This is a genomic window from Geodermatophilus normandii (genome assembly GCF_003182485.1).
GTDB lineage: Bacteria > Actinomycetota > Actinomycetes > Mycobacteriales > Geodermatophilaceae > Geodermatophilus > Geodermatophilus normandii.
On the sequence record NZ_QGTX01000001.1, the window covers coordinates 2,341,076 to 2,353,735 of the forward strand.

General features: G+C 75.9%; 12 protein-coding genes. 8 read left to right on the forward strand and 4 right to left on the reverse strand.

What is annotated here, in order from left to right; genetic code table 11:
* The first annotated feature begins 48 nt into the window (after positions 1-48).
* Entirely contained in the window at positions 49-2,199 is a 2,151-nt protein-coding gene (ligA, locus tag JD79_RS11520) for an NAD-dependent DNA ligase LigA (protein WP_110005623.1), read from the forward strand.
* A gap of 52 nt (positions 2,200-2,251) precedes the next feature.
* Complete coding sequence (locus JD79_RS11525) at positions 2,252-2,647, forward strand: PPOX class F420-dependent oxidoreductase (RefSeq protein WP_110005624.1); 396 nt, start codon at positions 2,252-2,254, stop codon at positions 2,645-2,647.
* A 131-nt stretch (positions 2,648-2,778) separates the two neighbouring features.
* On the opposite strand, the gene JD79_RS24260 is transcribed toward JD79_RS11525, so the two are convergent.
* Both JD79_RS24260 and JD79_RS11535 read right to left on the reverse strand, forming a co-directional pair.
* Complete coding sequence (locus JD79_RS24260; protein ID WP_146220427.1) at positions 2,779-4,767, reverse strand: HNH endonuclease signature motif containing protein; 1,989 nt, start codon at positions 4,765-4,767, stop codon at positions 2,779-2,781.
* Positions 4,768-4,828: 61 nt separating this feature from the next.
* Positions 4,829-5,494, reverse strand: a complete 666-nt coding sequence (locus JD79_RS11535) for an ACT domain-containing protein (RefSeq protein WP_110005626.1) — start codon at positions 5,492-5,494, stop codon at positions 4,829-4,831.
* Positions 5,495-5,680: 186 nt separating this feature from the next.
* On the opposite strand from JD79_RS11535, the gene gatC reads away from it, so the two are divergent.
* Genes gatC through gatB form a run of 4 tightly spaced genes read left to right on the forward strand, consistent with a single transcriptional unit; the run spans position 5,681 to position 9,193 of the window.
* Positions 5,681-6,028 carry an Asp-tRNA(Asn)/Glu-tRNA(Gln) amidotransferase subunit GatC gene (gatC, locus tag JD79_RS11540; protein WP_110005627.1) on the forward strand — a complete coding sequence of 116 codons (348 nt, stop codon included), beginning with the start codon at positions 5,681-5,683 and terminating at the stop codon, positions 6,026-6,028.
* Complete coding sequence (gatA, locus tag JD79_RS11545) at positions 6,025-7,518, forward strand: Asp-tRNA(Asn)/Glu-tRNA(Gln) amidotransferase subunit GatA (protein ID WP_110005628.1); 1,494 nt, start codon at positions 6,025-6,027, stop codon at positions 7,516-7,518. The genes gatC and gatA overlap by 4 nt, the downstream gene beginning before the upstream one ends.
* The gene (locus JD79_RS11550; protein WP_110005629.1) at positions 7,515-7,697 is read left to right on the forward strand and encodes a hypothetical protein; all 183 of its coding nucleotides are present in this window, start codon (positions 7,515-7,517) and stop codon (positions 7,695-7,697) included. The genes gatA and JD79_RS11550 overlap by 4 nt, the downstream gene beginning before the upstream one ends.
* Positions 7,694-9,193 (forward strand): Asp-tRNA(Asn)/Glu-tRNA(Gln) amidotransferase subunit GatB, encoded by a 1,500-nt coding sequence (gatB, locus tag JD79_RS11555; protein ID WP_110005630.1) that lies wholly within the window; start codon positions 7,694-7,696, stop codon positions 9,191-9,193. The genes JD79_RS11550 and gatB overlap by 4 nt, the downstream gene beginning before the upstream one ends.
* Positions 9,194-9,236: 43 nt before the next feature.
* On the opposite strand, the gene JD79_RS11560 is transcribed toward gatB, so the two are convergent.
* Positions 9,237-10,409 (reverse strand): PQQ-dependent sugar dehydrogenase, encoded by a 1,173-nt coding sequence (locus JD79_RS11560; protein ID WP_110007641.1) that lies wholly within the window; start codon positions 10,407-10,409, stop codon positions 9,237-9,239.
* Positions 10,410-10,442: 33 nt separating this feature from the next.
* Between JD79_RS11560 and JD79_RS11565 the strand changes: the two genes are divergently transcribed.
* Both JD79_RS11565 and JD79_RS11570 read left to right on the forward strand, forming a co-directional pair.
* Positions 10,443-11,402, forward strand: a complete 960-nt coding sequence (locus JD79_RS11565; RefSeq protein ID WP_245900032.1) for a 2-hydroxyacid dehydrogenase — start codon at positions 10,443-10,445, stop codon at positions 11,400-11,402.
* Positions 11,403-11,416: 14 nt separating this feature from the next.
* A complete protein-coding gene (locus JD79_RS11570; protein ID WP_245900033.1) occupies positions 11,417-11,797 on the forward strand; it encodes a PH domain-containing protein in 381 nt (126 codons plus the stop codon).
* Here JD79_RS11570 and JD79_RS11575 read toward each other — a convergent pair.
* Positions 11,779-12,615 (reverse strand): helix-turn-helix transcriptional regulator, encoded by an 837-nt coding sequence (locus JD79_RS11575; RefSeq protein WP_110005632.1) that lies wholly within the window; start codon positions 12,613-12,615, stop codon positions 11,779-11,781. The two genes, JD79_RS11570 and JD79_RS11575, sit on opposite strands and share 19 nt — an antisense overlap.
* Positions 12,616-12,660 lie beyond the last annotated feature (45 nt).

A 12,660-nucleotide genomic window follows, 5' to 3' on the forward strand; every position in this document is an offset into this window, starting at 1 on the left:
AGGGGAACGGCAGGTCCCGCGTCGTAGCCGCCGGATACCGTCGTCGCCGTGAGCACGGACGCGGAAGTCGATGCCCCGCAGGTCGCCGCGGTCGCCGACCGGGAGGACCTGACCGAGGTCCCCGACGGGGCGCGCACCCGACACCGCGACCTGTCCGAGGAGCTGGACCGCTACGCCTTCGCGTACTACGTGCGTGACGAGCCGCTGGTCAGCGACGGGCAGTACGACCAGCTCATGGCCGAGCTCAAGGCCATCGAGGCCCAGCACCCGGCGCTGGTGACCCCGGAGTCGCCGAGCCAGAAGGTCAACGGCGGCTTCACCGCCACGTTCGCGCCCGTGCAGCACCTCGAGCGCATGCAGAGCCTGGACAACGTCTTCGACAGCGACGAGCTGTCCGCGTGGGCCGGCCGGGTGGTCCGCGACGCCGGGTCGGGGGTCGGCTGGCTGTGCGAGCTGAAGGTCGACGGCGTGGCGGTCGCCCTCGTCTACGAGCGGGGCCGGCTGGTCCGCGCGGCCACCCGCGGCGACGGGACGACGGGAGAGGACGTCACGGCCAACGTCCGCACCATGCAGGACGTCCCGCAGCACCTCGCCGGCGACGACGTCCCCGAGCTGCTCGAGGTCCGTGGCGAGATCTACTTCCCGACGGCGGCCTTCGCCGACGTCAACGCCGGGATGGTCGAGCAGGGCAAGCCGCCCTTCGCCAACCCGCGCAACGCCGCCGCGGGCTCGCTGCGGCAGAAGGACCCGCGCATCACCGCCTCCCGGCCGCTGCGGCTGGTGGTGCACGGCCTCGGCGCCCGGCGGGGGTTCGAGGCGGATCGCCAGTCGGAGGCCTACGAGCGGCTGCGCGCCCTCGGCCTGCCGGTCAGCGACCGCTACGCGGTGGTCGACGACCTCGAGGCGGTGTGGGCCTTCATCGAGCGCTACCGGGAGCAGCGGCACTCGGTGGAGCACGAGATCGACGGCGTCGTCGTGAAGGTCGACCAGGTCGCGCTGCAGCGCCGGCTGGGCTCGACCGCGCGGGCGCCGCGCTGGGCGATCGCCTTCAAGTACCCGCCGGAGGAGGCGACCACCAAGCTCCTCGACATCCGGGTCAACGTGGGGCGCACCGGCCGGGTGACGCCGTTCGGCTACATGGAGCCGGTGAAGGTCGCGGGCTCGACCGTGCAGCTCGCCACGCTGCACAACGCCAGCGAGGTCAAGCGCAAGGGCGTGCTCATCGGCGACACCGTCGTCATCCGCAAGGCCGGTGACGTCATCCCCGAGATCCTCGGGCCGGTGGTCGCCGCGCGGACCGGCGACGAGCACGAGTTCGTCATGCCCACGCACTGCCCCGAGTGCGGCACCGAGCTGCGCCACGAGAAGGAGGGCGACGCCGACATCCGCTGCCCGAACGCGCAGTCGTGCCCGGCGCAGCTGCGGGAGCGCGTGTTCCACGTCGCCGGCCGCGGCGCCTTCGACATCGAGGTGCTCGGTTACGAGGCGGCGATCGCGCTGCTGGCCGAGCACCTGCTCGAGGACGAGGGCGACGTCTTCGACCTCACCGAGGAGAAGCTCCGCCGCACCAGCTTCTTCACGAAGAAGGACGGCAGCCTCTCGGCCAACGGGCAGCGGCTGCTGGCCAACCTGCAGACCCGCAAGCAGGTCCCGCTGTGGCGGGTGCTGGTCGCGCTGTCGATCCGGCACGTCGGCCCGACGGCCGCGCAGGCGCTGGCCCGCGACTTCCGGTCCCTCGACCGGATCGCCGAGGCGTCGGAGGATGAGCTGGCCGCCGCCGACGGCGTGGGCCCGACGATCGCCCGTTCCCTGCGTGACTGGTTCGCCGTCGACTGGCACCGCGAGGTCGTGGAGAAGTGGCGCCGGGCCGGGGTGAGCCTCGCCGACGCCGGTGAGGACGCCCCGCCCGGGCCGCTGACCGGCGTCACCGTCGTGGTCACCGGGTCGCTGCGCGACCACAGCCGCGACCAGGCGATCGCCGCGATCCAGGAGCGCGGCGGCAAGGTGACCGGCTCGGTGTCGAAGAAGACCGGCTTCGTGGTGGTCGGCGCCGACCCGGGCAGCAAGTACGACAAGGCCGTGCAGGTGAAGGCGCCCATCCTCGACGACGACGGGCTGCGGGTGCTGCTCGAGGAGGGGCCCGAGGCCGCTCGTGCCGTGGCGACCATCGGTGACGGGAGCGGACCGCCGGCGGAGTGACGCGGGTGGTCGCGGGTAGGGGCGGGGTCCACCCCTCCGGAAGGACCTCCGCGTGTCCCTGCCCGACGCCCTGCTCGACCTGCTGCGCCGTCCCAGCCCCTGCTTCCTCTCGACCCTCATGCCCGACGGCTCGCCGCAGATGACGCAGACCTGGGTGGACACCGACGGGCGCGACGTCCTGATCAACACCGTCCGAGGGCACCAGAAGGTCCGCAACGTCGAGCGCGACCCGCGGGTGGCGCTCAACGTGGCCGATCCCGACGACCCGAGCCGCTACTTCGAGGTGCGCGGCCGCGTCACCGAGGTCACCGAGGACGGCGCCCGCGAGCACATCGACGAGCTGTCCCAGCGCTACATCGGCCGTCCGTACCCGTGGTTCGGCGGCCGGGACCAGGTCCGACTCCTGGTCCGGATCTCCCCGGAGAAGGTGACCTCGCCGCGCGGCTGAGAACCGCCCCGCGGTCAGGCCGGTCTATGCCAGGCGGTGAGCTGCGCGCGACTGTCGTCGACGGTCGTGCCCGGCACCGTGGCCGACGCTCCGGCGGGAGACGGAGGCTCACCGGAGTCGCCGGGGCGATCTCAGTACGGCGGTGGCTCCGTGACCGCGGTGAGGCCGGTGGGTGTGGTGACGGTGAGGGTGCCGTCGGGGGTGAGGGTGTGTCGCCAGCCGGGTGCCTGGTGCTTGCCGCGGTGGTGGCCGGTGCAGTAGCCGGCCAGGTTGGCGGCGGTGGTGGGTCCGGCGGGCCAGGGGACGGCGTGGTCGAGGTCGCCGCCGCGGGGGACGCGGCGGCGGCAGCCGGGGAAGCGGCAGCGGCGGTCGCGGGTGCGGACGTGGCGGTCGAGGGCGGCGCCGGGGCGGTAGCCGTCGGCCCGACCGGGCGGGCCGAGGCCACCGCCCTGGGCGATTGCGCGGCGCAGGGCGGGCAGGTCGGTGAGGGTGAGCAGCGCGCCGGTCAGGGCGTCGGTGAGCACGAGGCGCGGGCGGTCGGCGAGCCCGCCGCCGCCCGTTGCGGCCAGCAGGCCGGTGAGGGCCGCGCGGGCGTGGTCGGTGGCGGCGGCCAGGGCGGTGAGGGCGTCGGGTGCGGTGGTGACCCGCCCGGCGGGGCTGTTCGCCCAGGCGGCCTCGTCGGCGGCATCGGCCCGGGCGGCGGTGGCGACCAGCCGGCGGGCACGACCGAGTGCCTGCTGCGCGGCGAGGACCGCATCGCCGGCCGCGTCGACCGCGCGATCGGCGCGCGCCCACCACTGGTCGGACGCCCCGTCCGGCAGCGGCCCGTCCTGGGGCGGTGGACCGGTCTCGGGCGGTTCCTCGTCGACCGCCCAGCGGGCCTGCAGCTCGGCGGCATCGACCAGGGGCGGCTGCCCGCCGGCCAGCTCCTCGGTCAGCACGCGGCGCACAGTGGCCGTCCACCACCGCGCGAACTCCGGGTCCACCGGCACGGCCGGCCGGACCGGGACCTCGATCGGGCCGAGGCCATGGCTGCCGGCGGGTGCGGCGTCGGTGGGTGCGGTGCTGGTGGGTGCGGTGCTGGTGGGTGCGGTGCTGGTGGGTGCGGTGCTGGTGGGTGCGGTGCTGGTGGGTGCGGTGTCGGTGGGTGCGGTGTCGGCGGTTGCGGTGTCGGCCGGGGTGATGAGTGGGTGGCCGGTCAGCGCAGCCAGCAGCGCGCGGACCGTCTCCGCCGGCACCACCTGCCCGTCGATCTCGCACGGAGCGTCTCCGCCGAGCAACGCTCCCAGCGGCGCGACCACCGACAGGACCACCTGCACCGGCGGGAGGTCGGACTCACCGGGCCGCAGCACCAGGTCCAGCAGGCAGTCGGCCATCCTCTGCCCGCGGGTCCGGATGTCATCTGGATCGGCGGGCAGCGCGTCGGCGTAGGCACCCAGCGCCGCCACCAGCGCCGCCGCCTCCGGGGTGGTCAGCAGCGCCGAGACCACGCTCGTCCCCTCGACCCGGTCCGGCCGGGCGCTGACGCCCCGCTCGCGGACCGCCCGGGCCAGCCGGTCGGCCGCGGCGCGGGCGTCGTGCTTGAGCACCTCCCGGCGGGTCTTGTCTCCCAGCTGCGCCGGGGTGGTCACCCGCCCCGCCGCCCACGCCAGCAGGTCGGTCTCCAGCCGGGTGCGCAGCGCGTCGTCGGCGATCGGGGCGACCCTGTCCAGCAGCGGCCACACGTGCCCGGCGTGCAGCACCCCGGCCTCCAGTGCGTCCAGCGTGGCCGGCAGGCGGTGCACCAGCGTCAGCGAGCGTTCCAGCAGCGCCTGCGCCGCCTCGGCCGACAGCGACAGCGCGACCGCCAGCTCCTGGGTGGCCCACTCGCTCACCGGCCGCAACACCGCAGACCGCCGAGCCCACCGCTCGGCCGACATCGCCCCGGGCTCCCCCTGCGCCCGGTCGGCCGAGGCCGGGCGAGTGGCGGCGAACGCGGCGACCGCCCGGTACCGCCGTGCCGTCTGGCGCGAGATCTCCCGGTCGGCGGCCTGCACCTCGCCCAGCGGCCTCGACGCCCAGCCGACACCCGGAGGCGTGGAGGCCGGCGCGTCGAGCACCGCGGTCGAGGATCCCGTCACATGTTCGATCATACGTTCGAACACGATGTTGCACAACGGCTGGGGATGAAGAACCCCCAGGTCAGGCCGGGGGCAGGTGGGCGACGCCGGCGGCGATGCCGGTGAGGTGGGTCAGCCGCAGCAGCTCCGAGCGGCGGTACACCGGCCCGCCCGAGCGGCCCAGGACGACGGCGGTGCGCGGGTCCCCGAAGGGCGCGGCCATCATCTCCACGGCCATCTCCCGCCAGCGCCCGGGCAGCCAGTCGTCCTCGCTGGGCAGCAGCAGCGGCGAGGACAGCGGCAGCCACGGCAGTGCCATGCCGTCGAAGGCCGGCGCCGCGTCGGAGGCGGCCAGCACCCCGCAGCCGCCGTCGGCGGCCTGCAGCACCGCGGCCCAACCGCTGTGGAAGACCCGCGGCAGCTCACCGGCCAGCAGCTTGACCGCGGTGCCCTCGGCGGCGCGGGCCAGTTCCTCGAGCAGGTCGAGCTCGCGGTGGGTGTCCAGCGGGCCGGCGAAGGGCCGCAGCGTCTCCACCTGCACCCCGGGCACCGCCTGCGCGGCGGTGATGAGGCTGTCGGGCAGCCGGTCGGGCGGCAGGTCCACCACGATGTCGTCGACGGCGACGCCGCCGCCGCGCTCGAGCACGTCGACCGAGACGATGTCGATGCCCGCGGCGCCCAGCGCGGTCGCGACCGCGCCGAGCAGACCGGGGCGGTCGGGCACGACCAGGCGCAGGAGATAGGACACGGTTCCTCCGCGGGCGACGAGGTGCGAGCCGATCTCCGTCGATCGAGTTCCGAGCAGCTTCCCCCATGCGCGGCCCGTGGTCGAGCACCGTGCCCGGTCGGACCGGCCCGCCCCGCGGCCCACGTACAGTGACCGGGTTGCGTCCCTGGCGCCGGCCGGCGCCGACGACAGGAGTCCCGCCCCCGCATGAACACCCCAGCACCGGGCGACGAGCCCACTGCCACCACGGCCGCCCACCCGGCCCTCGGCCGTCAGGACATCGCGCACCTCGCGCGGCTGGCCAGGCTGGCCGTCACCGACGAGGAGCTCGACCGCTTCGCAGGTCAGCTGGGCGCGGTGCTCGACGCGGTGGCCCAGGTGCAGCGCGCCGACGCCGGTGACGTCGTCCCCACGACGCACGCCGTCCCGCTGACCAACGTGCTGCGCGACGACGTCGTCACCCCCAGCCTGCCCCGCGACGTCGTCCTGGCCGGCGCCCCCGCCGCCGACGAGGACCGCTTCCGCGTGCCGCGCATCCTGGGGGAGGAGGAGTGAGCGACCTCACCGCCCTGCCGGTCACCGCGCTGCAGGCCGCGCTGGCCTCCGGCGAGACCTCCGCCGTCGAGGTCACCCGCGCCCACCTCGACCGCATCGCCGCCGTGGACGGCGACCTCGGCGCCTACCTCCACGTCGACGCCGACGCCGCGCTCGCGCGGGCCGGCGAGATCGACGCCTCGGGCACCGCCGGCACCGGCCTGGCCGGCATCCCCGTGGCGCTCAAGGACGTCTTCGTCACCGAGGGCGTGCCCACCACCAGCGGCTCGCGGATCCTCGAGGGGTGGCGCCCGCCGTACTCCGCCACGGTCGCCGGCCGGCTGCACGACGCCGGCACCGTCCTGCTCGGCAAGACCAACATGGACGAGTTCGCGATGGGCTCGTCCACCGAGAACTCCGCGTACCGGGTCACCCGCAACCCGTGGGACCGTGACCGCATCCCCGGCGGGTCCTCGGGCGGGTCGAGCGCCGCGGTCGCCGGCCACCTCGCGCCCTTCGCGCTGGGCACCGACACCGGCGGGTCGATCCGCCAGCCCGCCGCCGTCACCGGCCTGGTCGGGCACAAGCCCACCTACGGCTCGGTGTCGCGCTACGGCCTGATCGCCTTCTCCTCGAGCCTGGACCAGGCCGGCCCGATGGCCCGCACGGTCATGGACGCCGCCCTGCTGCACGAGGCGATCGGCGGCCACGACCCGCGCGACTCGACGTCGATCGACGCCCCGGTGCCCACCGTCGTCGAGGCCGCCCGCCGCGGTGCCGCGGGCGACCTGTCCGGCCTGCGGGTCGGCGTCGTCCGGGAGCTCGGCGGCGAGGGTGCCCGCGACGGCTACGACGCCGGGGTCCTCGAGCGCTTCGCCGAGGCGGTGGCGCTGCTCGAGGCGGCCGGCGCCGAGGTCCGCGAGGTGTCCTGCCCGGCGTTCGACCTGGCCCTGCCGGCGTACTACCTCATCGCCCCCAGCGAGGCGTCGTCGAACCTCGCCCGCTTCGAGGGCATGCGGTTCGGCATCCGGGTCGGCGACGACGGCAGCCGCGACATCGACGAGGTCATGGCGCTCACCCGCGAGCAGGGCTTCGGCCCCGAGGTGAAGCGGCGGATCATCCTCGGCACCTACGCGCTGTCGGCGGGCTACTACGACGCCTACTACGGCCAGGCGCAGAAGGTCCGCACGCTCATCACGCGCGACTTCTCCGCCGCCTTCGACGCCGTCGACGTGCTGGTCAGCCCGACCAGCCCCACGGTGGCCTGGCCCATCGGCGCCCGGGTCGACGACCCGCTGGCCATGTACGCCGCGGACCTGTGCACGCTGCCGGCCAGCCTCGCCGGCGTCCCGGCCATCTCGGTGCCCTGCGGGCTGTCCGAGGGGCTGCCGGTCGGCCTGCAGGTGATGGCCCCGGCGCTGTCCGACGACCGCTGCTACCGGGTCGCCGCCGCGGTCGAGTCCGCGCAGGGCGCACCCCTCGCCGACCGGCTCGCGGAGCGTGCCGCGTGACCGGCGCGCTCAAGGCCGCCTGGGGCCTGGTCGCCTTCGTGGTCCTGGCCGGGCTGGTGCTCTGGCTGGTCACCGACCGGGCCGTCTTCGCCGTCTTCATCGTCCTGGGCGTGCTGACCGGCATCGGTGCCTGGGTCACCGGCCGCAGCACCGCACCCAAGGGAGGCCCCACCCCGTGAGCGAGACCCTCGTCGAGTTCGACGACGTCCTCACCCGCTACGAGCCGGTCATCGGCCTGGAGACCCACGTCGAGCTGGGGACCGAGTCGAAGATGTTCTGCGGCTGCGCGACGACGTTCGGCGCCGAGCCCAACACCCAGACCTGCCCGGTCTGCCTGGGCCTGCCCGGGTCGCTGCCGGTGGCCAACGCCGCGGCCATCGAGTCGACCATCCGGATCGGCCTGGCCCTGGGCTGCCGGATCGCCGGCTGGTCGCGCTTCGCCCGGAAGAACTACTTCTACCCGGACATCCCCAAGGGCTTCCAGACCAGCCAGTACGACGAGCCGCTGTGCACCGCCGGGCACCTCGACGTCGAGGTCGACGGGCAGACCTACCGCGTGGAGATCGAGCGGGTGCACCTCGAGGAGGACACCGGCAAGAACCTGCACGTCGGCGGGGCCACCGGCCGCATCCACGGCGCCGACCACTCGCTGGTCGACTTCAACCGGGCCGGCATCCCCCTCGTCGAGATCGTCACCCGCCCGGTGGCCGGCGCCGGCGCGAAGGCCCCCGAGGTCGCCCGCGCGTACGTCACCGAGCTGCGCGAGATCATCCAGACGCTCGGTGCCTCCGACGTGCGGATGGAGCAGGGCAGCCTGCGCTGCGACGTGAACACCTCCCTCGCCCCGGTCGGCAGCCTGGAGTGGGGCACCCGCACCGAGACGAAGAACGTCAACTCGCTGCGGTCGGTCGAGCGCGCCGTGCGCTACGAGATGCGCCGGCAGGCCGCCGTGCTCGACGCCGGTGGCCGGGTGGTGCAGGAGACGCGGCACTTCCACGAGGACACCGGCAGCACGTCGCCGGGCCGCAGCAAGGAGGAGGCGACCGACTACCGGTACTTCCCCGAGCCCGACCTCGTGCCGCTCGCCCCGGACGCGGAGTGGGTGGAGAAGCTCGCCGCCGGGCTGCCCGAGCTGCCCGCCGCCCGGCGCGGCCGCCTGCAGCAGGAGTGGGGCCTGTCGGGCACCGAGATGACCTGGCTGGTCAACGCCGGGGCGCTCGGGCTGGTCGAGCAGACCGTCGCCGCCGGCGCCACCCCGGCCGACGCCCGCAAGTGGTGGCTCGGCGAGCTCGCCCGGCGGGCCAACGACGCCGGCGTCGAGCTGGCCGACCTCGCCGTCACCCCGGCCCAGGTGGCCGAGCTGACCGCGCTCGTCGCCGAGGGCACGGTCAACGACAAGCTGGCCCGGCAGGCGCTCGACGGCGTGCTGGCCGGCGAGGGCGACCCGCGCGCCGTCGTCGCGGCCCGCGGCCTGGCGGTGATGGGGGAGTCCGACGAGCTCGTCGCCGCCGTCGACGCCGCGATCGTCGGCGCGCCCGACGTCGTCGAGAAGGTGCGCGGCGGCAAGGTGCAGGCGCTCGGCGCGCTGGTCGGGGCGGTCATGAAGACCACCCGCGGCCAGGCCGACGCGGCCACCGTCCGCCGGATGCTCGAGGAGCGCGTCCTCAGCAGCTGAGCCCGGGGCGGGCACCCCGGCCGGGGTGCCCGCCCCGGGCTCGTCAGAGGGGGGAGCTGCCGGTCGACGACGGCGGCAGGATCCGCAGCACCTTGTCGTCGTCCTCGGCGGGCGTGCCGATGCCGTCCTTGTTCGACGTGGTGATCCACAGCCCGCCCTCGCTGTCGAGGACCACCGTGCGCAGCCGGCCGTAGCGCCCGGCGAGCAGCTCGGTCGGGTCCTCGGCCACGCCGCCGTTGCCGTCGACCTGCACGACGGTCACCCGCTGGCCGTCCATCGCGCCGAGGAACACGGTGGTGCCGGCGGCGGCGCAGCCGCCGAGCCCGCCCTCGGCGTTGTCGATCTCCAGCACCGGCGTGATCGTCCCGGCGCCCGCGGCGGGCCAGCCGTGGTCGCTGCCCTGCACCAGCTCGTCGAGCTCGTCGGGCCCGGCGCTGGACTCGTCGACGGCGTAGACCGTGCCCGCCTCGTCGCCGGACGGGCAGAGGGCCGTGACGTCGGAGAAGCCGCTGCTGTACACCGGGCCGGCGCCGCTGACGGGCTGCCCGAAGACGTCGACGTGCAGCACCTTGCCGCCGAGCGAGGCCGGGTCCTGCGCCAGCGCCGGGTCCCCGCTGTCGCCGGTGCCGACGAAGAGCGTGCCGTCGGGGGCGAACGACAGCCCGCCGCCGTTGTGCACCTCCCCGCGGGGGAGCCCGGTGAGCACCGGGTTCGGCGTGCCGCCGATCGGGAAGCGGACGACGCGGTTGTCGGTGGCCGTGGAGACGTAGGCGTAGAAGAGCCCGTCCTCGTCGAACGTCGGCGACAGGGCCAGGCCGAGCAGCCCGCCGTCTCCGGCGGTGTCGATGCCGGGGAGGACCATGAGCTCCTGGGCCGGCGAGCGGTCGGGGAACACCTGCAGCAGCCGGCCGGTCTCGCGCTCGCCCACGACCGCGGTGCCGTCGGGCAGCACGACCAGGCCGGTGGGCACCGTCAGGCCGGTGGCGACGACGTTGGGGTCCCCGCCGGCGGTGCCGGCGCCGGGGTCGGCGGGGTCGCCCGGAGAGGGCGCGGGGGAGGACTCGGTGGGCGGCCCGACCTCGGGCGGCGGGCCCTCGGGCAGCGGCCGGAACGGGCCGGCCGGCTCGTAGCCGTCCTCGCCGCAGGCGGCCAGCAGCAGCGTCAGGGCCACCACGCACCCCGCGGCGGCACCCCGCCGTCCCCGCTGCCGCCTCACCGGGCCCAATGTACGGGCCTAGGGTCGGAGCCCGTGGCTCCCGAGATCCGCGGCACCGACGTCGTCGGCCCCGACGAGACGCTGACCGTCCTCGTCCCCTCCGGGGCGATGGCCGGGGCGGTCGAGGCGCTGTCCCCGCGGGTGCGCGCCCTGCGCGTGGACCCCGACGACGGCCCGCCGTCGGGAGAGGCCGCGCAGGCGCAGGTGTGGGTGCCCGGCGGCGGTGCCGCGAGCCCGACGGAGGAGTTCCTCGGCGCTCTCCCGCGGCTGCGGCTGGTGCAGCTGGTCAGCGCGGGCGCCGAGCGCTTCGTCGGCCGGCTGCCCGGGGGCGTCGCGCTGTGCAACGCCCGCGGCGCGCACACGCCCTCGACGGCCGAGTGGGTGCTGGCCGCGACGCTGGCCGCCCAGCGCGGCCTGCCCGAGCTGGTCCGCGAGCAGGCCGCCGGCCGGTGGGCGCCGCGCACCTACTCCTCGCTGGTGGGCGCGCGGGTGCTCGTCGTCGGCGCGGGGGACATCGGCCGCCGGGTCGGCGCGATGATGGCCCCCTTCGACGTCGACCTGACCTACGTCGCGCGCACCGCCCGCGACGGGGTCCGCGGCACCGACGAGCTGCCGCGGCTGCTGCCGGAGGCCGACGTCGTCGTGGTGATCGTGCCGGTGACCCCCGAGACCACCGGCCTGGTCGACGCCGGCTTCCTCGCGGCGATGCGGGACGGCGCGCTGCTGGTCAACGCCGCCCGCGGGGTCGTCGTCGACACCGACGCGCTGCTCGCCGAGCTGACCGCGGGCCGCCTGCGCGCCGCGCTCGACGTCACCGAGCCCGAGCCGCTGCCCGAGGGCCACCCCCTGTGGTCGGCACCCGGCCTGCTGCTCACCCCGCACGTGGCCGGGGCGGTGCCGGACACCGGCGCCCGGGCCGAGGCCACCGTCGTCGCGCAGGTGCGCCGCATCCTGGCCGGGGAGCCGCTGGCCGACGTCGTCGCCGACTACTGACGGATCATGGCGGCGTGGCATCCCTCGCGCGCATGCGCCTGAGCCGGGTCGCGCTGCTGCCCGTCGTCTTCCTCGCCGTCTGCGTGCTCCCGTTCGCCGCGGCCTCCCCGTGGGCCGCGCTGGTCCTGCTGCTCCCGCTGCTGGCGGCGGTCTGGGTGCTGCGCGTCGGGGTCGACGTCGACGACGACGCCATCACCACCCGCGGCCTGCTGGGGCAGCGCCGGGTGGCCTGGGACGACCTGGCCGGCATCCGCGTGGGCCGCAACGCCCGGCTGCGGCTGGTCACCACCGGCGGGGGCGAGGTGCGGCTGCCGGTGCTGCGCGCCCGCGACCTGCCGCGGCTGGCCGGGTGGTCCGGCGGCCGGATCGACGTGCCTCAGCCCCCGGCGGGCTGACCGGCCAGCCGCAGCAGCCGCCGGGCGGACTCGCTGCCGTCGGCCGCGGTGTAGACGACGAGCTGCAGGCCCGGGGCGTCGGCGGGCGTGAGCTGGTGGTGCTCGAGCAGCAGGCTGCCCACCTCGGGGTGCTCGAAGCGCCGCTCGGCGGAGCTGAAGCGGTCGACGTCGTGGCGGGCCCAGCCGGCGCGGAAGTGCGGGCTGGCCGCCTCGAGCCGGGAGACGAGGCCGACGACGGCCGGGTCGGCCAGCCGGTGGCCCACCTCGGCCCGGAACTGGGTGAGGAACCGCTGGGAGTCGCCGGGCCAGTCGGCGAGCAGCGCGCGGACGGCGGGGTCGGTGAAGACCAGCCAGAGCAGGTTCCGTTCGGCCGCGGGCACCGCGGCCACCCCGGGGTAGAAGCGCTCGTAGGCGCGGTTCCAGCCGGCGATCGACCAGTCGGCGGTGATGGCGTAGGCGGGGGAGGGGCCGAGCGCGTCGAGCAGCCGCTGCACGTGCCCGGGCATCCCGGCGGCCCCGCCGGCCGGCGCGGCGCCCCCGTGCCCGGTCAGCCGCAGCACGTACTCCGACTCCGCCGGTGACATCCGCAGGGTGCGGGCCAGCGCCTCGACGACCTGGCGGGAGGGGCGGATGTCGCGGCCCTGCTCCAGCCACGTGTACCAAGTGGCGCTCACGCCGGAGAGCAGCGCGACCTCCTCCCGGCGCAGGCCCGGAGTCCGCCGCGGGCCGCCCGGCGGCAGGCCGGAGTCGCGGGGGTCGACCTGCGCGCGACGGGAGCGGAGGAACTCGGCGAGCTCCCGGCGGGCGGTGGCGGACACGGCGGCTCCCGGAGGTGGTGGTGTCGGTACCAGTATCAGCCGCCC